This window comes from Xenorhabdus japonica (assembly GCF_900115195.1).
GTDB lineage: Bacteria > Pseudomonadota > Gammaproteobacteria > Enterobacterales > Enterobacteriaceae > Xenorhabdus > Xenorhabdus japonica.
The window spans coordinates 61,556-85,741 of sequence record NZ_FOVO01000002.1 but is presented as its reverse complement, the minus strand read 5'-3'; the positions used below and the strand labels follow the sequence as shown (position 1 = coordinate 85,741).

The following is a 24,186-nucleotide window of genomic DNA, read 5'->3' as shown; positions in this document are numbered from 1 at the left end:
AGGTTCTGTTTATGATGTAAGTGGTGATATAGAGATGATAAGGGTGAGTTGATAAAAACAACTCACCTTTGTTTATTTACGCTGAATTAATAACCAATGGCGGCACCGGCAGGTCGCCGTACATCATTGGAACCGTAGATATAACCTTCACGGACAATACCTGATACGGCTGAATCATTGCCTAATGAATCTGGAGCTACACCGGCTGCGCCTGGTAATCCAATCATGATTAATTCTGTCGCTCCCCATGGTGTCTGTTCCACCATTTTGTAACCCATTTTTTCCAGTAAATTCAGGGTGTCTTTCGATAGGCCACGTTGCTCATAATAAACTTCATCAGGTAACCATTGATGGTGAATTCGTGGACTATTGACAGCTTCTTGTGGTGGCATGTTGAAGTCAATGATATTCAGGGCACTTTGTAGCGTGATGGAGATAATGCGTGAGCCTCCCGGTGAACCTAAGATCAGAAATATTTTATTATCTTTGGTCACGAGTGTTGGACTCATGGATGATAGTGGGCGCTTACCAGGGGCGATTGAATTGGTTGCACCTTGTACTAGTCCATACAGGTTTTTCTCGCCAACTTTAGTTGTAAAGTCGTCCATTTCATCGTTTAGGAAAAAGCCGGTTCCTGGTGCAATCACGACAGCACCAAAACGCCCATTAATGGTATAGGTTGTTGATACTGCGTTTCCTTCTTTATCCACTACGGAATAATGTGTAGTTTCTGGTTTTTCATGAGGGCGACTGCCCGGCTGAATATTCACTGATGGAGTGGCTTTGTTGGGCTGAATTTCTTTTCTGATCGATTCTGCATAGCTTTTGCTCAACAACCGATCAAGTGGATTGTTAATAAATGCTGGATCGCCCAGATAGGTATTTCTATCCATATAGGCGTGACGCATGGACTCGGTCAATGTATGAATATAGGCAGCAGAGTTGAATCCCATGGATTTAAGATCATAGCCTTCAACTATGTTTAATATCTCGCATAGCGTAACGCCACCAGAGCTGGGAGGCGGAGAAGAGATGAATTTATAGCCACGGTAACTACAGGTGATAGGAGCTGTTTCTGTGATGGAGTAATTGGCAAAATCTGCTGCGGTAATAATCCCTCCTGATTTTTTTGATGCTGCTTCAACTAATTGAGGGATTTTGCCGTGATAAAAAGCATCAGGCCCTTGTTTGGCTATCATTTCCAGCGTGTTGGCCAAATCTGTTTGGATGAGCTTGTCACCGGGTTCGAATGGCGTACCATCTTTGCGCAGGAAAATACGGGCAGCTTCCGGATCTTGAGCAAAACGCTTAACTGTAGTGTCCAGAACATCGGTATCGCCACGGGTAAGAATATAGCCTTCGCGCGCCAGCTTGATGGCTGGTGCCATGACTTGTTCGCGGGTCAATGTACCGTACTTTTTTAGTGCCTCTTCAAGTCCCATGACTGTACCCGGTACACCAATTGCTTTATAACCATACAGGCTGGCACCCTTGATAATATTCCCGTCTTTATCCAAATACATATCAGCGCTGGCTGCGGCAGGGGCTGTTTCACGGAAATTAATGAAAGTATCTTTGCCATTGGCGAGATGAATGGTCATAAAGCCGCCACCGCCAATATTGCCGCAGCAGGGATTAACCACAGCTTGGGTATATCCAACGGCAACAGCGGCATCAATGGCGTTTCCGCCCATTTTGAGAATGTCTATGCCAGCTTGTGAAGCAAGGTGTTGTGAGCTGACAACCATACCTTGTTTGGCCTCAACAGCAGGTTCAGTAGCAGAATAAAGTGGGGTGGAAATGAGTAGGGATACAGCTATAAGTGGAATTTTCCATGTTTTGAACATGTGTTGTTCTCCTGAGGATAAGATTACTGTTAATGGATTTGAATGGTTATGGCTTTTATGTTGTAAATATGTAACTTACATTATCTAAAGCTCAGGATTTTTGGAAGGTGATTTTCTATGAAGAAGTCAATGAGGTAAGAAATTTTAGATAGGTAAACATAATGGATGGGAAATTGAATTAAGTATAAAAAACCAGCCGACTAAGCGACTGGTTTATGGCAGTTCAAATATTATGAACTATTTAAGCTTGATAGAGATTACAGCTTGTCAGCGTTTTTGGTCAGGTATTTTGCTACGCCTTCAGGTGAAGCGCCCATGCCTTCTTGACCTTTTGCCCATTGTGCAGGACAAACTTCACCGTGTTCTTCGTGGAATTGCAGAGCGTCAACCATACGCAGCATTTCATCAATGTTACGGCCCAGTGGCAGATCGTTAACTACTTGGTGACGAACAACACCATTTTTGTCAACCAGGAAAGAACCACGCAGAGCAACGCCAGCTTCTGGGTGCTCGATGCCGTAAGCTTTCATGATGTCACGTTTGATGTCAGCGACCATTGGGTATTTGACTTCGCCAATACCGCCGTTGTCGATTGGGGTTTTACGCCATGCGTTGTGAACGAACTCAGAGTCGAAGGAGACACCGATAACTTCAACGCCACGTTTCTGGAATTCTTCATAGCGATGATCAAAAGCGATCAGCTCAGAAGGACAGACAAAAGTGAAATCCATTGGCCAGAAGAAAATAACAGCAGGGCGGCCATTCAAGTGTTTTTTCAGATTGAAATTATTAACGATTTCACCGTTACCGAGAACCGCAGCAGCTGTAAAGTCAGGGGCTTGGCGGGTTACTAAAACCATAATTGACTCCTGTGATTTTAAAAGGTGTTATGTAAAAACGGGTTACAGCATAAGGAATTAGGGTATAGCAATAAAGGATAAAATACCAATCGATGTAATAGATATCACCTATCAATAATTTGGTTTTAATTCCTTTGGCCTACATAAGATAAAGCTATTTATGAAAAGTGCAAGTTGTGAAAAATACAAGATATGCAAAATATGAGGTCTGGAAAAACCTCCTACTCAAGTAAACGCTTATTTAACGCTAATGTCATCATTTCTGGATAGAATTGACAAAATAGTGCTTCAAAATCAAGGTAATGGTTTTCTATATCCTGATATGATCCCGCTAGTGCGGATAATTTCGGGCGCCTGTGTGCCATGCTCTGCAAGACATTGGCGATGCATGATATATCGGCATAACGGATGAGCAAGTCCTGTGACCAGAGATAACTGTTCAGTTCTTGAAATTTTTCAGGCGTTGAAGCGAGATGAGGCTCTATATTGTTGCGGGCAAAATTGACAAACTCAGGTAGAGAGTAATTTTTTTCAAATTCGTCCCAATGTTGGGAAAGAAAGTGATCCCAGATAATATCAAGAGTAATTGGTGCAACGCGTCGATATTCGTAGCGGAATAATTTGCGTGCTTCCGTGACAAGCGGATGCTTGTCCGTCAGGCTGTCTACCCGACGGTGCATACGGATACCCGCTACAACGTCAGAACTGAATGCGCCTTCAGGAGAACCCCGGACGAAATCCGCCATCAAATTCCCCAATAAAGAACTTTCTGATAATGCAGCTAAATGAAGGTGTGCGAGAAAATTCATAGTGGAAGTATACCGTAAATAGTTAAACTAGATGCTTCTTTGTTGCACCCTTGCGTTTGCAGCACTAGACTAGTCCGCCTGTTTTTTTGAATGATACAGATAAAATGCGTGTCGCTGATTTTACATTTGAACTGCCAGAAGAGCTAATTGCTCACTATCCCCAGCCGCAGCGAAGTGCTTGTCGCCTGCTTTCCCTTAATGGTGAAACAGGAAAGCTGACGCACGGTATTTTTACTGATGTGCTGGATAAGCTGGAAGCCGGTGATCTGTTGGTTTTCAATAATACCCGCGTCATTCCTGCACGCTTGTTTGGCCGTAAAGCAACGGGCGGAAAATTGGAAGTTTTAGTCGAAAGGATGCTGGATAATAAGCGAGTGCTTGCTCACGTTCGGGCCTCCAAGGCACCGAAAGAAGGCGCTGAACTTATTCTCGGTGAGGACGTTCTCGGTGAAACCCAGAGCATTAAGGCAACGATGCTGGCGCGTCACGATACTTTGTTTGAAATCCGTTTTGATGATGAGCGTGATGTGTTGACCATTTTGGATCAGATTGGTCACATGCCTCTGCCTCCTTACATTGCTCGTCCTGATGAAGATGCGGATCGCGAGTTGTATCAGACAGTCTATAGCGAACGTCCGGGCGCAGTGGCTGCACCGACTGCCGGATTGCATTTTGATGAGCCTCTTCTGGCTGCCCTGCGTAAAAAAGGCGTTGAGATGGCCTTTGTCACTTTGCACGTTGGTGCGGGTACTTTTCAGCCGGTGCGGGTGGAAACCATCGAAGATCATGTGATGCATGCTGAATATGCTGAAGTGCCACAGAATGTCGTGGATGCGGTACTGGCATGTAAAGCGCGTGGCAATAGAGTTATTGCTGTAGGAACAACTTCCGTCCGTTCACTGGAAAGTGCCGCGAGAGCTTGCCAGGATGGGATTATCTCGCCATTTTTTGATGATACTCAGATCTTTATCTACCCTGGATTTGAATATCAGGTTGTAGATGCACTGATTACTAATTTCCATCTGCCAGAATCCACACTTATCATGCTGGTTTCGGCGTTTGCGGGTTATAAAAATACCATGAATGCCTATAAAGAAGCGGTAGCAGAAAAATATCGCTTTTTCAGTTATGGTGATGCGATGTTTATCAATCGAAATACTGTGCCTTCAAAAGAATTGGCAGCATCGGACGCCGCGGTATCGAAATAAATAGCTTGGAATAAAAGATTCTAAAATCAAAATTGTTCTTCATTTCAGCTCCGCTGGTTTGAATGGCGTATAAACAAACATCAGACTGTTTTTTTGATGTCTGGAGGTTAAGTGAAATTTGAGTTACAAAAGACGGATGGAAATGCCCGTCGTGGTCGATTGATTTTTGATCGTGGCGTTGTGGAAACCCCGGCATTTATGCCTGTGGGTACTTACGGCACGGTAAAAGGCATGACTCCCGAAGAAGTGGAAGAAACGGGAGCGCAGATCCTATTGGGAAATACTTTCCACCTTTGGTTGCGCCCGGGACAGGAAATCATGAAATTACATGGTGACCTGCATGATTTTATGCAATGGCAAGGCCCGATTCTGACTGACTCTGGCGGTTTTCAGGTTTTTAGCCTCGGTGCTATGCGTAAAATTAAGGAAGAGGGTGTTCACTTCCGTAACCCAATCAATGGAACCCCAGTATTCCTCAGCCCAGAAAAATCGATGGAGATCCAATATGATTTGGGTTCCGATATTGTCATGATTTTTGATGAATGTACGCCATATCCTGCTGATTGGGATTATGCGAAACGTTCCATGGAAATGTCATTGTGCTGGGCTGCCCGTAGTCGTCAGCGTTTTGATGAGTTGGATAATAAAAATGCCTTGTTTGGTATTATTCAGGGCAGTGTTTACGAAGATTTGCGCGATGTTTCTATAAAAGGTCTGGTGGAAATCGGCTTTGATGGCTACGCTGTAGGTGGTTTGGCTGTTGGTGAACCTAAAGAAGATATGCACCGTATTCTGGAACATGTTTGTCCTCAGATCCCACAGGATAAGCCTCGCTATTTAATGGGGGTCGGCAAGCCAGAAGATTTGGTTGAAGGTGTTCGCCGTGGTATCGATATGTTTGACTGTGTGATGCCAACACGTAATGCCCGCAATGGTCATTTGTTTGTGACTGAAGGCGTTATCAAAATCCGCAATGCTAAACATAAAGAAGATACTTCTTCGTTGGATGAGCATTGTGATTGCTATACTTGCCGCAATTATAGCCGTGCATATCTCCATCACTTAGATCGTTGTAACGAAATCCTTGGTGCAAGGCTGAATACGATACATAATTTAAGGTATTATCAGCGTTTGATGGCTGGAATTCGCAAAGCCATTGAAGAAGATAAACTGGAACAGTTTGTTGAAGAGTTTTATCAGCAGATCAGTAAACCTGTTCCGCCGTTAAATATATAATTTATCGTGACTAATCAGTCTCAATATGTGTAGCATATTGAGCTGGTTTTTGATCGAGCCGCTGTTGATTTTCAATAGCAATATTTTCGACAGTAGCATTTTCGACAACAATCTTTTCGACAACAATATTTTTCGACAACTATGTATTCGATGACTATGTATTCGATAACAATGAGGGAAATTTGATGAGTTTTTTTATTTCTGAAGCTGCGGCAACTGCTGGTGCGCCAGCGCAAGGAAGCCCATATTCTCTGATTATCATGCTGGTTGTTTTCGGTTTGATTTTCTATTTCATGATCCTGCGTCCACAACAAAAACGTACCAAAGAACATAAAAAACTGATGGATTCCATCTCCAAAGGAGATGAAGTGCTGACTTCTGGTGGTTTGGTTGGTCGTGTCTCTAAAGTGTCTGATACAGGTTACGTTATTGTTGCTTTGAATGACACCACAGAAATAACTATCAAGCGTGATTTCGTCGCTGCCATTTTGCCGAAAGGTACAATGAAAGCTATTTAATTTTCCGATTTTCCCGAAGGGAACTGCCGTGTTGAACCGTTATCCTTTGTGGAAGTATCTGATGCTGATCGCTGCGATCCTCATCGGTTTGCTTTATGCACTTCCCAACCTTTATGGTGAGGATCCGGCTGTACAAATCACTGGTGCGCGAGGCATCGCCGCCAGTGAAAAAACGCTGGACCAAGTCCGTAATGTTTTAGAAAAAGATCAAATCAAGAGCAAGTCCATTGCATTGGAAAATGGAGCGATTCTTGCTCGTTTCAGTGATACTGATGTACAGCTCCGTGCGCGTGAAGCGTTGGTTTCTGCACTGGGTGAACAGTATGTCGTGGCATTGAATCTTGCGCCAGCAACGCCTATCTGGTTGAGAGCAATCAGTGCTGAACCAATGAAACTGGGGCTTGACTTGCGTGGTGGTGTTCACTTCTTGATGGAAGTGGATATGGATACTGCACTGGGCAAATTACAGGAACAGAATATTGATAGCCTGCGATCTGAACTGCGTACTCAAGGCACTCCTTATTCTACTATACGCAAAATTGATAATTATGGCGTCGAAGTTCGTTTCCGTGATAACGATGCTCGTTCTAAAGCAGAAAGCTATCTTGAATCTCGCCACCGCGATTTAGTCTTCTCCGCTGGAGCAAACAGCACACTGAAAGTTGTTATGAGTGATGAGCGTTTGCGTGAAGCCCGTTCTTATGCGGTACAGCAGAACATCACTATCTTGCGTAATCGTGTCAACCAATTGGGTGTTGCGGAACCTTTGGTTCAACGTCAGGGTGCAGACCGTATCGTTGTTGAACTGCCTGGCATTCAGGATACTGCCCGTGCGAAAGAAATTCTCGGAGCAACCGCTACACTGGAATTCCGTCTGGTAAATACCAATGTTGACCAAAACGTAGTGCAATATGGTCGTATTCCGGCTGATTCAGAAGTAAAAGATACCCGTGATGGTGCCCCTGTTGTGTTGTATAAGCGCGTTATTCTGACAGGCGACCATATCACCGATTCTACTTCCAGTACTGATGAGAATGGTTATCCTCAGGTAAATATTTCTCTGGATAATGCTGGTGGCACAGCGATGTCTAACTTCACCAAAGATAATCTGCATAAACCAATGGCAACGCTGTTTGTGGAATACAAGGACAGCGGTAAGAAAGATGCTAATGGTCGTGCGATTCTGGCTAAGCAAGAAGAAGTTATCAACATAGCCACTATTCAGTCACGTTTGGGTAATAGTTTCCGTATTACCGGCATTAACAATCCGGCTGAAGCCCGCCAGTTATCGTTGTTACTGCGTGCGGGTGCGTTGATTGCGCCAATCCAGATTGTGGAAGAACGTACCATTGGGCCAACTCTGGGCTTGCAGAATATTAAGCAGGGCCTTGATGCTTGTTTGTGGGGCCTGATTGCTTCCATCGTATTTATGGTGATTTACTACCGCAAGTTTGGCCTGATTGCGAGTAGTGCATTGCTGGCTAACTTAGTGCTGATCGTCGGTATTATGTCCCTGTTGCCGGGAGCGACGCTGACCATGCCGGGAATTGCCGGTATCGTCTTGACACTTGCCGTGGCTGTGGATGCGAACGTATTGATAAACGAACGTATCAAAGAAGAGTTGCGCAATGGCCGTACGGTACAGCAGGCAATTCATGAAGGTTATAAAGGGGCGTTCTCCAGTATCATTGACGCAAACCTGACCACACTGATTACTGCCATCATTTTGTATGCCGTGGGTACTGGTTCGATCAAAGGCTTTGCGATCACAACCAGTATTGGTGTGGCGACTTCAATGTTCACAGCTATTGTGGGAACACGTGCAATCGTGAACTTGCTGTACGGTGGCAAGCGCGTCAATAAGTTGTCAATTTAAGGAGCACGTTGTGGCACAGGATTATACTGTTGAACAATTAAACTACGGGCGTAAAGTCATCGACTTTATGCGCTGGGACAACGTTGCCTTTGGGGTTTCGTTCCTGCTGTTGATTGCTTCCATCATTATGATGGGAACTCGTGGGTTTAACTGGGGGCTTGATTTTACCGGTGGTACGGTAATTGAAGTAAAGCTGAGTAAACCAGCAGATCTGGACAAGATGCGTCAGAGCCTGGCTCAGAATGGTTTTGCTGATCCACTTTTGCAAAATTTTGGCAGCAGCCGTGATGTGATGGTTCGTATGCCACCTGTGGAAGGTCATGCAGGGCAAGAGCTTGGCAACAAGATTATTTCGGTTATTAACCAAAACATCGATAAAGATGCCAAGGTCAAGCGTGTGGAGTTCGTTGGCCCAAGTGTGGGAAGCGAACTGGCACAAACCGGAGCGATGGCGTTATTGGCTGCACTGATCTGTATCCTGATTTATGTCGGTTTCCGCTTTGAGTGGCGTCTGGCATTGGGGGCGGTTATCGCGCTTGCGCATGATGTGGTTATTACACTGGGTATTCTGTCGTTTTTCCACATCGAAATTGACCTGACTATCATTGCGTCGTTGATGTCCGTTATCGGCTATTCATTGAACGATAGTATCGTTGTGTCAGATCGTATCCGTGAGAACTTCCGCAAGATACGCCGTGGTACGTCGTATGAAATTACTAACGTTTCTCTGACTCAGACTCTGAGCCGCACGATCATGACTTCCGCAACTACTTTGTTGGTTGTATTGATGTTGTACATTTTCGGTGGCGAAATGCTGAAGGGCTTCTCACTGGCAATGTTAATCGGTGTTTCTATCGGTACAGTGTCTTCCATTTATGTTGCTTCTGCACTGGCGTTAAAGTTGGGCATGAAGCGCGAACATATGATTCAGCAGAAAGTTGAGAAAGAAGGGGCTGATCAACCTTCCATCCTCCCTTGATTATTTTGCATGATCGAGTGTTGATATCACTAAAACGCCCTGTGAGTACTTACTGACAGGGTGTTTTTCATCATCACTTCAAGGTACACTGTAACCCCTTCGGTTAACTGTCAGGAAACGATATGCATTGCCCATTTTGCGCAGCCGTTGATACTAAAGTTATTGATTCCCGCCTGGTCGGGGATGGCTCACAAGTGCGCCGTCGCCGTCAGTGCCTAGAATGTCATGAACGTTTTACTACGTTTGAAGTTGCAGAACTGGTAATGCCGCGCGTCATTAAAAGTGATGATATTCGGGAGCCTTTCGACGAAGAGAAATTGCGTCGTGGAATGCAGAAGGCTCTGGAAAAGCGTCCTGTCAGCTCTGATGATGTAGAAACAGCAATCAGCCACATTAAGTCGCAGGTACGGGCAACGGGAGAGCGTGAAATTCCGTCAAAAATGATCGGAAACTTTGTCATGGATGCGTTGAAAAAACTCGATAAAGTGGCCTATATCCGTTTTGCATCTGTCTACCGCAGTTTTGAAGATATTCGTGAATTTGGTGAAGAGATCGCCAGATTACAAGACTAAACAATCGATAATTACTCGACATTTACTGAATACTATGACACTTGATGAAATATATATGTCCCGAGCGCTGGAGCTGGCGCATCAGGGACGTTTTACAACATCCCCGAATCCGAATGTAGGTTGTGTCATCGTAAAGGATGAGCAGATAGTAGGGGAAGGTTTCCATTTACAGGCTGGCGAACCCCATGCAGAAGTTCATGCCCTTCGCATGGCTGGCGAAAACGCTAAAGGTGCGACAGCTTACGTTACCCTTGAACCATGCAGTCATCATGGTAAAACCTCTCCTTGTGCTGATTCTTTGATTGCCGCAGGCTTAAGCCGTGTTGTGGTATCGATGCAAGATCCTAATCCTCAAGTTGCTGGGCGTGGTTTGTATAAATTGCAGCAGGCAGGTATTGCAGTTGAACATGGTTTGATGATGGGACAGGCGGAATCCTTGAATAAGGGTTTTCTCAAACGAATGCGTACAGGATTCCCTTACCTGCAATTGAAACTGGGAGCATCATTGGATGGCCGAACTGCCTTGGCATCGGGTGAAAGCAAGTGGATTACCTCACCAGAATCCCGTCAGGATGTGCAGAAATTACGGGCGCAGTGCAGTGCTATTTTGAGCTCCAGCGCAACGATCCTGGCGGATGATCCTTCTCTGACTGTCCGTTGGAATGAACTGGATGCTGAAACACAAGCAATTTATCCTCAAGAGCTGCTCCGCCAACCAATTCGGATCATTACGGATAGTCAAAATCGTGTAACCCCACAGCATCAAGTCGTGCAGCAAACAGGAGAATGTTGGTTAGCACGTACTAACCAAGATCAGCAAGAGTCGGCTGATCAAGAATGGCCTGATAATGTCGAACAGATTTTATTGCCAAGACACGGTAATGGTGTTGATTTAGTGTTATTGATGATGCAGCTTGGTAAGCGCCAGACAAATTCTGTTTGGGCAGAATGTGGTCCTGCTTTAGCTGGGGCTTTATTAACATTGGGATTGGTAGATGAATTAATCCTTTATATCGCGCCTAAGGTGTTGGGAAACAATGCCCGTGGGTTGTTCGATATCCCTGAATTGCAAAAATTATCGAATGCTCCTGAATTTTCTCTGTTTGATGTACAACAGATTGGGCCTGATGTGCGCCTTCGCTTGCGACCACTCTAGTGCCCTGATTTAAGTTTGGACATAAACCAAGACGCAGAGAAAAATAATGTGATAAGATCCGCGCCCCTGCGGATATGAATAAGGTAAAGGAAGGCTATGAACGTAATCAAAGGTGTTGTTGCAGCTCCTGAAGCCCGCATTGCAATTGCAATTGCCCGCTTTAACAACTTCATTAATGACAGCCTGCTGGAAGGAGCCATTGATGCGTTGGAACGCATCGGTCAGGTTTCTTCAGACAATATCACCGTAGTATGGGTACCGGGTGCCTATGAACTGCCATTGACGGTCAAAGCGCTGGCTGAATCCCAAAAATATGATGCAGTTATCGCTTTGGGGACAGTTATCCGTGGCGGTACAGCCCACTTCGAATATGTTGCCGGCGAGTGCAGTTCTGGCTTGTCCAGCGTGGCAATGTCCAGCGACATTCCTGTGACATTTGGTGTTCTGACAACCGAAAATATCGAACAGGCGATTGAACGTGCTGGCACTAAAGCGGGTAATAAGGGCGCGGAAGCTGCCTTGACCGCATTGGAAATGATTAATGTAATCAAAGCCATTAAAGGCTGAATTTTTAGTTTTAATTAAGGGGAATTTTGTGAAACCTGCTGCTCGTCGTCGTGCTCGTGAGTGTGCTGTTCAGGCAATTTATTCATGGCAATTATCCAAAAACAGCATTGCTGATGTTGAATTGCAGTTTCTGTCAGAGCAGGACGTAACCGGTGTTGATGTCACCTATTTCCGTGAATTGCTGTCCGGGGTAGCGGTCAATGCTACAAAATTGGATGCCTTGATGGCACCTTATCTTTCCCGCCAGCTCGAAGAGTTAGGTCAGGTAGAAAAAGCCATCTTGCGCGTTGCGATGTTTGAACTAAGCTTTCGTGATGATGTTCCCTACAAAGTGGTTATTAATGAAGGCATCGAACTGGCAAAAGTGTTTGGCGCTGAAGATAGCCATAAATTCGTGAATGGGGTGCTGGATAAAGCTGGCCCAGCAGCACGCAAGAAAAAGTGATTGCTTGCCAGGAGTTCCCCATTATAACTCGATGATTTTACACATGAGGCCGGAAATCCGGCCTCATGTGCTCATCGTTAGTCACTTTCTGGAATTCTATTATGGCATGTGGTGAATTTGACCTCATTGCACGTTACTTCAATCGCCGTCTTACCCGCCGACGTGATGTAAACCTAGGGATCGGCGATGATTGTGCACTGATGACCGTTGCAGATAAGCAAGAATTAGCAGTAACAACGGATACGTTGGTTGCTGGTGTCCATTTTCTTCCTGATATCTCACCGGAAGATTTGGCTTATAAGGCACTGGCTGTCAATATCAGTGATCTGGCTGCCGTTGGGGCCGATCCTGCGTGGGCATCTCTGGCGTTAACATTGCCCGACGTCAATGAAGATTGGCTAAAACCGTTCAGTGATAGCCTGTTTGAACAATTGAACTATTACGGTATGCAGTTGATTGGTGGGGATACTACAAAAGGCCCCATGAGCTTAACGCTAACTGTACATGGATTAGTACCGGCTGGCAGGGCGTTGCGTCGTGCTGGAGCGAGGAACGGTGACTGGATTTATGTCACCGGAACATTGGGTGATAGTGCGGCAGGGCTTGCTTTGTTGCAAGAGCGTCTGACGGTGGAAGATACAGCGATCCACAATTGGCTGATTAAACGTCATCTCCGCCCACAACCACGCGTTTTACAAGGACAGGCACTGCGTGCTCTGGCTTCTTCCGCGATTGATCTATCCGATGGATTGATTTCTGACCTCAATCATATTCTGACAGCCAGCCAATGTGGTGCGCGTATTAATCTGGACACGTTGCCTTATTCGGAAGCAATGCAGCAATATGTCTCCTCTGAACAGGCGTTGAAATGGGCGCTGAGTGGTGGGGAAGATTATGAGTTGTGCTTCACCGTACCTGAGCTTAATCGTGGCGCGTTAAATATGGCTTTGGCCCATACGGGTGCGAGTTTTTGCTGTATTGGGCAAATCAGGCCAGAATCAGAAGGCATCCGCTATTTTAATAATAACAAAGAAATTGAGCTGGATCTGAACGGCTTTGATCACTTTAAAGCGGATAAAAAACCCGTGGTTCCTTGTTCGGTTGCACATCAGGAAGAAAAAGATCAAACGGAGGGAACTCATGGATAACGCAAAACGCCACTTAAAAATGAGTAATCCGTGGCATTTACTGGCTACGGGATTCGGTAGTGGTTTATCGCCGATTATGCCGGGCACGATGGGTTCAGTCGCGGCGATCCCCTTTTGGTTCTTGTTGGTGCAATTACCGACATGGGGAATTTGGTTGGCTATTGTGTTGGGAACCATCATTGGTTGTGTGATTTGCCAGAAAGCTGCTGATGCCATGAACGTGGAAGATCCAGGCTGTGTGGTTTGGGATGAATTCATTGGCATGTGGATCACACTGATGGCAATTCCTGTGCTCAACTGGCAATGGGTTTTGGTTGGTTTTGTGGTATTCCGCATTTTCGATATGTGGAAACCGTGGCCGATTCGCTGGTTCGACCGTTATGTAAAAGGTGGGGTTGGCATCATGCTGGATGACATTATCGCAGCAATCTTTGCGGTAGCGGTCATCTGGTTGCTGAATTTCTACCAAGTATTACCTTTCTAAAGTAAATAGCCACTGGAGCTCAGTGGCTATTCTTTTCAGTTTGTTGCTCCACCTGTGACGGCAATGTCTTTTTCATTTCTCAATGTTGCTTCAATGGCTATTTTCAAAGCTGCGATCATCATCTCTACAGCCATACTTGGCTCATCTAAAAATTTTTTTGCCTGCTCTGGTAAATAAGGAACATGGATAAAGCCGCCACGTACAGTAGGAAAATGCTGGTTCAAATAATGCAGCAAACCATACATAACATGGTTGCAAACGAAGGTTCCCGCAGTTTGGGATACGGTTGCCGGTATTTTTGCATGATTTAATTCATTAACGATTTTTTTGATAGGCAGAGTAGAAAAATAAGCCATAGGGCTATCTATAATTACAGGGATATCAATGGGCTGTTTACCTGTATTATCAGGAATACGGGCATCATTAATATTGATTGCGACGCGTTCTACGCTGATATTTGATCTGCCTCCGGCTTCCCCTACTGAAATAACCAATTCTGGTTTAAGGCGTTCAATTGCGGCATAAAGATATTCCAGAGAAGTATCGAAAACACAAGGAAGCAGGCAAACTTCAATATTAGCACCTGCGATTTGACATCCCTGCAATGGACGAACAGCTTCCCATGATGGATTTATCGCCTTACCACCGAAAGGTTCAAAGCCAGTAACTAAAACATTGTTCATGACGATTCCTTGTTATTGATTTATAGGTAATTATTTTTATAAGAACATGAGAAAATAGAGTAGAAAGACATTGATAATCAGCAAAACACATCCCGTAGGGATCTGTGCCTTGATGACTGCATTGCGGTCGGGCAATTCTAACAGAGCAGCAGGAACGATATTGAAATTTGCAGCCATGGGAGTCATCAATGTACCGCAATAGCCAGAAAACATACCAATGGCTGCCATAACGGCAGGATTACCACCATGTTGTAAGACCAAAATAGGGATACCAATACCAGCGGTAACAACAGGGAAGGCTGCGAAAGCATTTCCCATAATCATGGTCAGCAGCGCCATCCCAAATACATACGATACTACGGCGATAAAGCGATTATCGACAGCGACATAATTTTCAGTTAAGTGGGCAATCACAGTACCTATGCCAGCGATGGTAAACAGTAATCCGAGCGTAGCCAAAAGTTGTGGCAGGATAAATACACAACCAATGGAATCGAGCAGACGACGAGTTTCCTGTATTGGCTGTGTCATGGCATCACGACTCATGCTTAATGCGATAATTAACCCTATCAAGCAGCCGAGAGTCACAGAAAAGAGAGTCACTAGTGTTGAATGATTTCCCTCTCCGAAGGCGGCTTGTTGCAAGCCGGGAATGTGGTTAAACATTAACACACTAATCATTGTGACAATGGGGATCAGCAGGGCGGGAAGAAATAATCGATTGCCAAGACGATCAGCACTCTCCTGCCGTTGTTCTGGGGTACGTTGATGATAATTTCCCAGTCTAACCCCACCGAATCCTGCCAATATTGCCATAAAAACAACCAGAATACCGATACTAATATGAGTAATCTGTTGAGCATAGACTTCATCGCTGATCCAGATATTCACCAGATGATGACTCCATTTCCCCATCAGGAAGATTAAACCGTAAAGTGCCCAAAATAAGCCTGTAGTTAAACGATGAGAGTTAGCTTTATCACGCCATGACATAATAGCGACAGCGATCAAGAGCAGTCCTGCCAGCATATAGAGATATTGTAACTGAAACATTATTTCTTCCCCTTGCCATGCAGCCTGGTGTGATTCAAGGCATCCAGTTCATTAGCAAGATGGTAATCAAGGCGATATAACCGAACCGAATGGATAAGAAAAGCGCAAATGGCAGTAGGGATTCCCCAAAGAGCAATATGTAGTGGTTCGGTTTGAATACCCTCTGATTCCAACATGAAATTGTGCATAAAGATAATTGCCCCAAAAGCGACAAAAATATCTTCCCCGAAGAACAGACCGATATTATCCGTTGCTGCCGACATGGCGCGAATACGATGGCGAACGGAATCCGGTAACTCCCCATATTGGTTTTCAGCCGCGCCTTCTGCCATTGGCGCCAGCAGAGGGCGAACCATTTGTGGATGTCCGCCTAAACTGGTTAAACCCAAGGCAGCAGCAGTTTCTCGTATAAACAGATAGACAATCAATAAACGCCCAGTGGTAGCAGTTTTGATATGAGCAATGGATTTCTGTGCCCGTTCTTTTAAGCCGTTTCTTTCCAGTAGTCCAATAATGACTAAAGGAAATAGGATAGTCAGTGTTAAATTCAGGGTATGAACAAACCCAGAATAGCTTTTCCAGAATATCAGCGATAGGCATGTGGGCAGCCAATCCCGTGACAAAGCCGGCAATAGTGACGACCAGGACAGGATTAAATCTGATGACAAAACCGATGATAATGACGGCGATCCCGATTAGAGGCCAGAAATTGATAGTTTGTTGCATATTCTACTTCCCCATGAATAAACTTTGTGTTGCTTTATTGTTGGTTTGTATTGTTGGTTTGTATTGTTGGTTTGAGTTGTTGGTTTGAGTTGTGCTTATTGTTAATCCATTTCTTTAGTATTGTTGAACAATAAATAGATTGTGCTTAACAAATAGGCAAATAAAATTCGCATTAGATTGTAAAAATGGAATACAGCTCACTTCTTGAATGGGTTATGTATTCAATGTGTGTATTCTGGTTTTATAAAGTCAATTTTAATGCCGAACAAAGCCAGTAGAATAAGACGATTGAACTAATCGAATGCTATCGTGTGTATTGCTAGATCAACAGATTGAATACTTGACCCACCTGTGACAAAGGAAAGGCAAATACCATGGATGGAGATCGCCGAATAACACGGGAGCTTAAAAGTGATCTACTTGGATGGGAATACGCACCCGCAAAACTATAATGACTTTGTGAGCTAGATTGTAATTAAGATGTAAATGTATTGATAAATACATTTTCCTCATCTAAAAAAGAAGAACACCTCAACAGGTCAGACCTCTGACAACTCAATCTGAGATTTACAGGAGTTTTACTATGACCGCTTTCAGCATTATTGTTTTTTTAGTCTTGATTGGCGGGTTTTGTTACCGCAAAGTCAGCCTGACTCTCAGTAGCTTACTGCTTGTTGCCTATACACTAGTGATGGGCATGACGGGTCTTTGGAGCTACTGGCTGCTGTTACCATTAGCCATTGTCCTATTTCCTCTTGTCTTTACACCAATACGTATCTCTTTATTCTCTGCTCCCGGTTTAAAAGCCTTCCGTAAGGTTATGCCAAGCATGTCCACAACAGAGAAAGAGGCTATTGATGCAGGAACCACATGGTGGGAAGGTGACTTATTCCGTGGTAACCCTGACTGGCAAAAACTGCATAACTACCCAAAACCGCAGTTATCCACTGAAGAACAGGCATTTATTGATGGTCCGGTAGAAGAAGCCTGCCGCATGGCAAATGATTTCCAAATCACTCATGAATTGGCTGACTTACCTCCAGAGCTTTGGACTTATTTGAAAGAAAATCGTTTCTTTGCCATGATCATCAAGAAAGAATATGGTGGTCTGGAATTTTCCGCTTACGCTCAATCTCAGGTACTACAAAAACTGGCTGGAGTATCAGGTATCCTGGCAATTACTGTTGGTGTACCTAACTCCTTGGGGCCAGGTGAATTGCTGCAACACTACGGCACTGATGAACAGAAAAAACGTTACTTGCCGGGTCTTGCTTGTGGTGAAGAAATTCCTTGCTTTGCCTTGACCAGCCCAGAAGCCGGTTCAGATGCCGGGGCTATTCCTGATACAGGTGTTGTCTGTATGGGTGAATGGCAAGGTGAGCAAGTTCTTGGTATGCGCCTGAATTGGAATAAGCGTTACATTACTCTTGCTCCTATCGCTACTGTTTTGGGATTGGCATTTAAATTATATGACCCTGATCATCTGCTGGGTGATACTGAATCTCTGGGAATTACCTGTGCTTTAATTCCAACCAATACCCCGGGGGTTGAAATTGGTCACCGCCATTTCCCGCTGAATATCCCATTCCAGAATGGCCCAACCCGTGGTAAAGATATTTTTGTCCCTATTGATTACATCATTGGTGGGCCAAAAATGGCAGGTCAGGGCTGGCGTATGCTGGTTGAATGTCTGTCTGTTGGTCGTGGCATTACTTTGCCATCCAACGCAACAGGGGGATTAAAAAGTGCAGCGATGGCAATCGGTGCTTACTCTTATATCCGCCGTCAATTCAAACTGCCTATCGGTAAGATGGAAGGTATTGAAGAGCCATTGGCACGTATCGCAGGTAACTCTTACCTGATGGACGCAGCCGCAACCATGATTACCAGCGGTATCATGCAGGGTGAAAAACCAGCGGTTCTATCTGCCATCGTGAAATACCACTGTACGCATAGGGGACAGCGTTCCGTCATTGATGCGATGGATATTGCTGGCGGTAAAGGCATCTGTCTTGGCCCATCCAACTTCCTTGCCCGCGGCTATCAGGGTGCCCCAATTGCCATCACCGTGGAAGGCGCGAATATCCTGACTCGTAGCATGATTATCTTTGGTCAAGGTGCAATCCGCTGCCACCCTTATGTGCTGGCTGAAATAGCAGCAGCAGAAAGCAACAATGTGAAAGATTTTGACAAGGCCTTGTTTGGTCATTTGGGCCATGTTGCCAGCAACACTCTGCGTAGTCTGTGGCTTGGCATTACCAAAGGCAGAACCAGCAGTTCACCAGCCAATGACGCTACTCGACGTTACTATCAACAGATCAATCGATTAAGTTCCAACCTTGCTCTGCTCTCAGACGTTTCAATGGGAGTATTGGGTGGCAGCCTGAAACGCCGTGAACGCATTTCAGCTCGTCTGGGGGATATTCTGAGCCAGATTTTCTTAGCTTCTGCTACCTTGAAGCGCTATGAAGATGAAGGACGCCAGAAAGAAGATCTACCATTGGTACAATGGGCAGTAGAAGATAGCCTGCACCAAGCTGAACAGGCCATGAATGATTTGCTGCGCAATTTCCCTAACCGTTTGGTCGCAGGTTTAATCCGTGTGATTGTCTTCCCATTGGGACGTGTACATACCGCACCATCCGATAAATTGGATCACAAACTGGCTCAGCTCTTACAAACCCCTTCCGCAACCCGTAGCCGGATTGGACGTGGACAATATCTGACACCAAGCGAACACAACCCTCACGGGTTACTGGAAGAAGCATTGCACGATATCATCGCCGCAGAGCCCATCCATGCACGCTTAAGCCGTGAAGCAGGTAAAAACCTAAGCTTTACTCGTTTAGACGAATTAGCTGAAAAAGCATTGGCAGAGCACAAAATTACTCAGGAAGAAGCTGATATCCTGAAACGTGCTGAAAACAGTCGGCTGCGTTCAATCAATGTCGATGAATTTGAGCCGGATGCATTTGCTGTACCAAATTCTGCAAAAAAGTCTGAAAGTCAGCGTCAAAATAAAGCCGCTTGATGCTGACCGGAAAAACTGATTCAGTACAAATACAGGAAATAAGATACGGGGAGATAAAGTGCCCCGTATTTTATTTTAAATGGATTCCAACGATAATAACTCTTCAATTGTCTGGCGACGGCGAATCAGGCGACTTTCTCCCCCGATAAACAAAACTTCAGGGATTAAAGGACGACTATTATAATTTGAAGACATGGATGCGCCATAAGCGCCGGTGTCATGAAAAATCAGGTAATCCCCGACTCGGGCACGGGGTAGCAGACGTGGTACAAGATCACCTCCTGCCAACTGAGTGAAAACATCACCAGACTCGCATAACGGCCCCGCGACTATAGTTGCTAATTTTTCACTATTTTCAATACACTCACTGCTTTCACAGCCATTTATCGGCAACACAGAAATATGGTGATAACTGCCATACATTGTCGGACGCATTAAATCATTGAAACCAGCATCTACCAGCACGTAATGCCGATTACCCATAGATTTAACCGCCCGCACTTCCGCCATTAAAATACCTGATTCAGCAACCAAAAAACGACCGGGTTCAATTTCCAGTTCAACGTGATGCCCCAAATGTTGCTCAATACGCTGACGAGCCTCATGCCACAAATTATAATAATGTTCGGTATCTACTGACTCTTCACCGATTTTATAGGGAATTGATAAGCCACCGCCTGCTGAAATGGCCTGAATATTCTCTCCACACAAAATGATCTGCTTCACCATGGCATTACATACATTAGAAAGATGCTGATAATCCACACCTGAACCAATATGCATATGCAACCCCACTAATTTCAGGCCATATTGATGAATTTTTCCTATTGCCAGAGAAAGCTCCTGAAACCAGATCCCATGTTTACTATTTTCACCGCCAGTATTGGTCTTTTGGCTATGTCCATGCCCAAATCCGGGATTGATGCGTAACCAAACCGGATGCCCAGACTGCCGTTCACCAATTTGTTCCAGCATATCAATAGAACCGACATTGACCGGAATTTCCAGCTCAATAACACGCGACAATGTCGCCTCATCAATCAAATCCGCAGTGAACACAATTTCTGATTTATCGCATCCGGGATTAAAACCTGCATAAAGCGCTCGTTCGATTTCTCCCAATGACACCGCATCAACTTTCACTCTCTGCTCTCTCATTAAGCGTAAAATATGGGTATTCGAACACGCTTTCTGTGCGAACCGAATAACATCAAATTGCTTCAATTTTTCAATTTGTTTGATGATGCTATCACCATCATAAAGCCACAATGGTGTTCCATATTGAATAGGTAAACGGAGTAGATTCTCAGGGGTAAAATGTTTCCCCAAACCATAAGTGAAAGTCGATATAGTCATTGAAGCGTCTCACTAAATCAGCAGATTCTTCATTATTGACAATAACAAAGCAGGAATAAAAATATCTATTTGGCTATAGTCTATTCACTTTTGATATCGTTATGTCTATTTTTTATTCGCTTAAAGAAAAACTCAGTAATTAAAGAGACAAATATATGCACTCTTACTCATGGCGACACATTGAAATTTTTCATGCTGTAATGACAACTAAAAACCTGACTGATGCAGCGTTATTGCTGAAAACGTCCCAACCAACAGTTAGCCGCGAACTCGCTCGCCTTGAACAATTACTGAAATTTAAATTGTTTGATCGAATCAAAGGACGCCTGTTTCCCACTGCGCAAGGATTACGGCTATTCGAAGAAGTACAGCGCTCTTATTATGGACTGGAAAGAATCATCAACGCGGCTGACAGTATCCGACAATTTGAACAGGCACAATTGTCCATTGCCTGCTTGCCAATGTTCTCCCAATCTCTGCTGCCAAAAGCCTGTCGCAGTTTTATCGAATACTACCCAGAAGCCAAACTGACTATCATTCCGCAAGAATCCCCCTTATTGGAAGAATGGTTGTCAGCACAACGCCACGATATCGGCTTAACCGAACATTTACAGACCCCTGCCGGTACTGAAAGAAAAACGTTAATAACCTTAAATGAAATTTGCGTCTTACCTGCCAATCACCCACTCAGTCAAAAAGCACAACTGACACCAGCAGATTTTCACAATCAAAAATTTATCAGCCTCTCGATCACGGACAGCTATAGACAGCTCATTGATACAATCTTTACTGAGCATCAGGTCAATCGCAAGATAGTGATGGAAACTCACAGCGCAGCCTCAATTTGCACCATGATTAACGAAGGAATCGGTGTGTCTATCGTAAACCCGCTAACTGCATTGGATTATTTGGATAATAATTCAGAAATTTGCATTCGACCATTCAGCATCGACATTCCATTCACAGTAAGTTTAATCAAGCCCATACATCGGCCATCCTCAGAACCCGTCGAAGCTTTTATTACTCATTTACAACAGCAGGCTGCCCTATTTCCCGAAAAATTGGCATTAGCGTTTCAACATTAACTGCTGCCAATAGGTTGATGTAGTAAACCAACTCGCCAGAAAATCTAACAGAACCCGCAAAGTCGATGGCATATTCTGGCGGCTGGCATAAAGACCATAGATTCCCATAGCCTGGGGTTGATAATCAGGTAATAACTCAACTAATTGTCCTGACATCAAATAAGAAGAAACAGAATAATAAGGTTGCATTGCAATTCCCGCCCCCTGCAAAATAGCTTCCATTAATACAGTCGACTCATTGGCACTTAACGTACCGCTGACTGGGACGGAATAATTCTCATGCTGTTTTTCAAATACCCATAAACTTTTGCCGAAAAAGTTATAAGTCAGACAGTTATGTGATGTTAAATCCGCAGGGTTTTGGGGAATAGATTTTCCCACTAAATAAGACGGTGCAGCACAAACAATAGAATGGCAAGTTGATAATGGACGAGCGATCAGATTTGGTTCCAGATTATTGGTAATACGGATCGCTAAATCAATGCGTTCTTCTATCAAATTGACGGCTTTATTATTTATCTGCAAATTGACAGCAATCTGTGGATACATCCGCATAAATTCAGGAATAGCAACCGCCAGTGCACTAATGCCCAACGATTGGGAACAACTCACACGCAACAATCCTTTTAAGGTTTGCGCTTCCAAAGATTGCTGTACAGGCATTCCTTCTGCCAGCTCCATTAACTTAAGGCTGCGTTGATAAGCATTCTCACCCGCCGAAGTTAGGCCAATTTTACGTGTTGTACGATGCAATAAACGAACTCCCACCCACTTTTCCATCTCAGCCAAATATCGCGATACCATCGCCCTCGACATATCCAACCGATCTGCTGCGGCAATTAAGCTACCCTGCTCAACAATCGTAATAAATACTCGTGCTGCTGTGATCCTATCCATTTCGACCAACCTATTCTTTGCCCTAATTAGATCGATTTATGCAACAAATAATTGCTGATTTTAGAGTTTTTAAATCGAAATATGCAACTTATTATACATACCATTCAAGCACACAAGTATTTTGATATAGGAATTCGATTATGGCTCGCAAAACAACATTAAATATCGCTTTGGCGGCGGCTCTTTCTTTGGGAATGGCATCACTGGCTCAAGCAACTGATCTCAAGTTGGACATCTATAATCCGGGTGAAAAAGGTATCTTCCCCGTTTCTTCTGAAATTATCAGTGGTGATCATGAAGTTGTTCTGATCGATGCTCAATTTAAGAAAAACGATGCACAAGAACTAATAAAAATGATCCAGCAAACAGGCAAAAAACTGACAACGATCTACATCAGCCAATCCGATCCTGATTTTTACTTTGGCCTTGATCTGATCACCGAAGCTTTCCCTGACGCTAAAGTCATTGCATCACCAGAAACTATCAAAGCGATCAATGAAACCAAAGACGGCAAGCTAGCTTACTGGGGTGGCATTCTTGCAGAACAGGCTCCAAAAAAGATCGTCATACCAGAGCCATTGAAAGGAAATTCCTTTACTGTTGATGGTGAGAAACTGATTGTTGAAGGTTTAAATGGCCCAGCCGCAGATCGCACTTTTGTCTGGGTTCCTAAACTGAAAGCCGTTGTTGGTGGTGTCACTGTTTCTGACAATATCCATGTATGGATTGCGGATACTCAGACCAAAGAATCACGCAAGCACTGGAGACAAACATTAGATCGCATCAAAAGCCTGAAACCTGAAATAGTTGTTCCAGGCCATTATTTAGGGAATTCGTCAATGACGTTAGATTCCGTGACTTTTACACAGAATTATCTGACTACATTGGAAAAAGAATTACCAAAAGCAAAAGATTCCGATGCGTTGATTGCAGCTATGAAAAAACACTATCCAGACCTTGCTGACGAATCCAGCCTTGAACTAAGTGCCAAAGTATTAAAAGGTGAAATGAAGTGGCCTCAGTAAGTTAAAATATCACGGGCGTTGCTGATAGTAACGCCCATATAAATCACGCCAGTTATAGAAAAATAATTAGCATCCCTTCAATTTTCAATAATCTAACACCCTAAAGATAAAATAAAACACCCGTATCAAACACTGATAATACTTGTATAAAAACCCACTTTAATAATTTATATTTATCCTCACTCAACATTCAGAAAAATAATTAATTTTTCGATGAAAAAACTTATGAAATAAACACAATCTCTTCTTGAATGATGTGATATTTAGCCCCTTTTTAACATTTGAAATAATGAATAAACTGAGGTTGTGATCAATAGTCCATAACTCAATAAATCCGCTTGAATAAAAATCTCTTTTTTCTTAAATTTGATGTCGGCGGAGAGATAAGCAAGCAGCCAAAACTAACTAGATGCTTTTAACATCTAGCACATGTAAGGCAAGCAGCTTAAAGCCAACTAGATGCTTTTAACATCTAGCGTATGCAGAATAAACGGCCTGAAACCAACTAGACGCTTCAAACGTCTAGCATATACAGGATAAGCTGCCTAAGCCAACTAGATGCTTTTAACATCTAGCATATGCAAAAAAGCGGCCTAAGCTAACTAGATGCTTTTAACGTCTAGCA

At 44.1% G+C, this 24,186-nt stretch carries 21 protein-coding genes and 1 pseudogene; 14 read left to right on the top strand and 8 right to left on the bottom strand.

What is annotated here, in order from left to right:
• Positions 1 to 86 precede the first annotated feature (86 nt).
• The 3 genes from ggt to BM135_RS01380 all read right to left on the bottom strand — a co-directional run bounded on the left by ggt (position 87) and on the right by BM135_RS01380 (position 3,516).
• Positions 87 to 1,847 (bottom strand): gamma-glutamyltransferase, encoded by a 1,761-nt coding sequence (gene ggt / locus BM135_RS01390; protein ID WP_092517122.1) that lies wholly within the window; start codon positions 1,845 to 1,847, stop codon positions 87 to 89.
• 257 nt (positions 1,848 to 2,104) lie between these two features.
• Positions 2,105 to 2,707 carry a peroxiredoxin C gene (locus tag BM135_RS01385; RefSeq protein ID WP_092517121.1) on the bottom strand — a complete coding sequence of 201 codons (603 nt, stop codon included), beginning with the start codon at positions 2,705 to 2,707 and terminating at the stop codon, positions 2,105 to 2,107.
• A 221-nt stretch (positions 2,708 to 2,928) separates the two neighbouring features.
• A complete protein-coding gene (locus tag BM135_RS01380; protein WP_092517120.1) occupies positions 2,929 to 3,516 on the bottom strand; it encodes an acyl carrier protein phosphodiesterase in 588 nt (195 codons plus the stop codon).
• A gap of 104 nt (positions 3,517 to 3,620) precedes the next feature.
• Here BM135_RS01380 and queA point away from each other — a divergent pair, with 104 nt between their 5' ends.
• The 11 genes from queA (at position 3,621) to pgpA (ending at position 13,705) form a co-directional block, all read left to right on the top strand.
• Positions 3,621 to 4,724: a tRNA preQ1(34) S-adenosylmethionine ribosyltransferase-isomerase QueA gene (gene queA / locus BM135_RS01375; protein ID WP_092517119.1), complete on the top strand. Its 1,104-nt coding sequence runs from the start codon at positions 3,621 to 3,623 to the stop codon at positions 4,722 to 4,724.
• Between the two features lie 111 nt (positions 4,725 to 4,835).
• Positions 4,836 to 5,960: a tRNA guanosine(34) transglycosylase Tgt gene (gene tgt, locus BM135_RS01370; protein WP_092517117.1), complete on the top strand. Its 1,125-nt coding sequence runs from the start codon at positions 4,836 to 4,838 to the stop codon at positions 5,958 to 5,960.
• Positions 5,961 to 6,145: 185 nt separating this feature from the next.
• Entirely contained in the window at positions 6,146 to 6,478 is a 333-nt protein-coding gene (yajC, locus tag BM135_RS01365; RefSeq protein WP_092517115.1) for a preprotein translocase subunit YajC, read from the top strand.
• Positions 6,479 to 6,506: 28 nt separating this feature from the next.
• Entirely contained in the window at positions 6,507 to 8,354 is a 1,848-nt protein-coding gene (gene secD, locus BM135_RS01360) for a protein translocase subunit SecD (protein WP_092517112.1), read from the top strand.
• A gap of 10 nt (positions 8,355 to 8,364) precedes the next feature.
• Positions 8,365 to 9,333, top strand: a complete 969-nt coding sequence (secF, locus tag BM135_RS01355; protein WP_092517110.1) for a protein translocase subunit SecF — start codon at positions 8,365 to 8,367, stop codon at positions 9,331 to 9,333.
• A 122-nt stretch (positions 9,334 to 9,455) separates the two neighbouring features.
• On the top strand, positions 9,456 to 9,905 hold the full coding sequence (nrdR, locus tag BM135_RS01350) for a transcriptional regulator NrdR (RefSeq protein ID WP_092510219.1): 450 nt from the start codon (positions 9,456 to 9,458) through the stop codon (positions 9,903 to 9,905).
• A gap of 34 nt (positions 9,906 to 9,939) precedes the next feature.
• On the top strand, positions 9,940 to 11,061 hold the full coding sequence (gene ribD, locus BM135_RS01345; RefSeq protein WP_092517108.1) for a bifunctional diaminohydroxyphosphoribosylaminopyrimidine deaminase/5-amino-6-(5-phosphoribosylamino)uracil reductase RibD: 1,122 nt from the start codon (positions 9,940 to 9,942) through the stop codon (positions 11,059 to 11,061).
• Positions 11,062 to 11,157: 96 nt separating this feature from the next.
• A complete protein-coding gene (ribH, locus tag BM135_RS01340) occupies positions 11,158 to 11,628 on the top strand; it encodes a 6,7-dimethyl-8-ribityllumazine synthase (RefSeq protein ID WP_092517106.1) in 471 nt (156 codons plus the stop codon).
• Between the two features lie 28 nt (positions 11,629 to 11,656).
• Entirely contained in the window at positions 11,657 to 12,073 is a 417-nt protein-coding gene (gene nusB / locus BM135_RS01335) for a transcription antitermination factor NusB (RefSeq protein WP_092517104.1), read from the top strand.
• Between the two features lie 101 nt (positions 12,074 to 12,174).
• Entirely contained in the window at positions 12,175 to 13,221 is a 1,047-nt protein-coding gene (gene thiL, locus BM135_RS01330) for a thiamine-phosphate kinase (RefSeq protein ID WP_092517102.1), read from the top strand.
• Complete coding sequence (gene pgpA, locus BM135_RS01325) at positions 13,214 to 13,705, top strand: phosphatidylglycerophosphatase A (protein WP_092517100.1); 492 nt, start codon at positions 13,214 to 13,216, stop codon at positions 13,703 to 13,705. Before thiL ends, pgpA begins: the two co-directional genes overlap by 8 nt.
• A gap of 35 nt (positions 13,706 to 13,740) precedes the next feature.
• On the opposite strand, the gene pcp is transcribed toward pgpA, so the two are convergent.
• The 3 genes and pseudogenes from pcp to BM135_RS01310 all read right to left on the bottom strand — a co-directional run bounded on the left by pcp (position 13,741) and on the right by BM135_RS01310 (position 16,167).
• Positions 13,741 to 14,388: a pyroglutamyl-peptidase I gene (gene pcp / locus BM135_RS01320; RefSeq protein WP_092517098.1), complete on the bottom strand. Its 648-nt coding sequence runs from the start codon at positions 14,386 to 14,388 to the stop codon at positions 13,741 to 13,743.
• A 36-nt stretch (positions 14,389 to 14,424) separates the two neighbouring features.
• Entirely contained in the window at positions 14,425 to 15,444 is a 1,020-nt protein-coding gene (locus tag BM135_RS01315; protein ID WP_175485892.1) for a DUF979 domain-containing protein, read from the bottom strand.
• Positions 15,441 to 16,167 (bottom strand): annotated as a pseudogene (locus BM135_RS01310) (DUF969 domain-containing protein). Before BM135_RS01310 ends, BM135_RS01315 begins: the two are co-directional and overlap by 4 nt.
• 583 nt (positions 16,168 to 16,750) lie before the next feature.
• Here BM135_RS01310 and fadE point away from each other — a divergent pair.
• Positions 16,751 to 19,198: an acyl-CoA dehydrogenase FadE gene (gene fadE / locus BM135_RS01305; protein WP_092517094.1), complete on the top strand. Its 2,448-nt coding sequence runs from the start codon at positions 16,751 to 16,753 to the stop codon at positions 19,196 to 19,198.
• A 75-nt stretch (positions 19,199 to 19,273) separates the two neighbouring features.
• Here fadE and lysA read toward each other — a convergent pair whose 3' ends face one another.
• Positions 19,274 to 20,554 carry a diaminopimelate decarboxylase gene (gene lysA, locus BM135_RS01300; RefSeq protein WP_092517092.1) on the bottom strand — a complete coding sequence of 427 codons (1,281 nt, stop codon included), beginning with the start codon at positions 20,552 to 20,554 and terminating at the stop codon, positions 19,274 to 19,276.
• A 155-nt stretch (positions 20,555 to 20,709) separates the two neighbouring features.
• Here lysA and BM135_RS01295 point away from each other — a divergent pair, with 155 nt between their 5' ends.
• Positions 20,710 to 21,639 carry a LysR family transcriptional regulator gene (locus tag BM135_RS01295; protein ID WP_092517090.1) on the top strand — a complete coding sequence of 310 codons (930 nt, stop codon included), beginning with the start codon at positions 20,710 to 20,712 and terminating at the stop codon, positions 21,637 to 21,639.
• Here BM135_RS01295 and BM135_RS01290 read toward each other — a convergent pair.
• The gene (locus tag BM135_RS01290) at positions 21,622 to 22,536 is read right to left on the bottom strand and encodes a LysR family transcriptional regulator (RefSeq protein ID WP_092517088.1); all 915 of its coding nucleotides are present in this window, start codon (positions 22,534 to 22,536) and stop codon (positions 21,622 to 21,624) included. The two genes, BM135_RS01295 and BM135_RS01290, sit on opposite strands and share 18 nt — an antisense overlap.
• 140 nt (positions 22,537 to 22,676) lie before the next feature.
• Between BM135_RS01290 and BM135_RS01285 the strand changes: the two genes are divergently transcribed.
• Positions 22,677 to 23,561 carry an MBL fold metallo-hydrolase gene (locus tag BM135_RS01285; protein ID WP_092517086.1) on the top strand — a complete coding sequence of 295 codons (885 nt, stop codon included), beginning with the start codon at positions 22,677 to 22,679 and terminating at the stop codon, positions 23,559 to 23,561.
• The last annotated feature ends 625 nt before the right edge of the window (positions 23,562 to 24,186 follow it).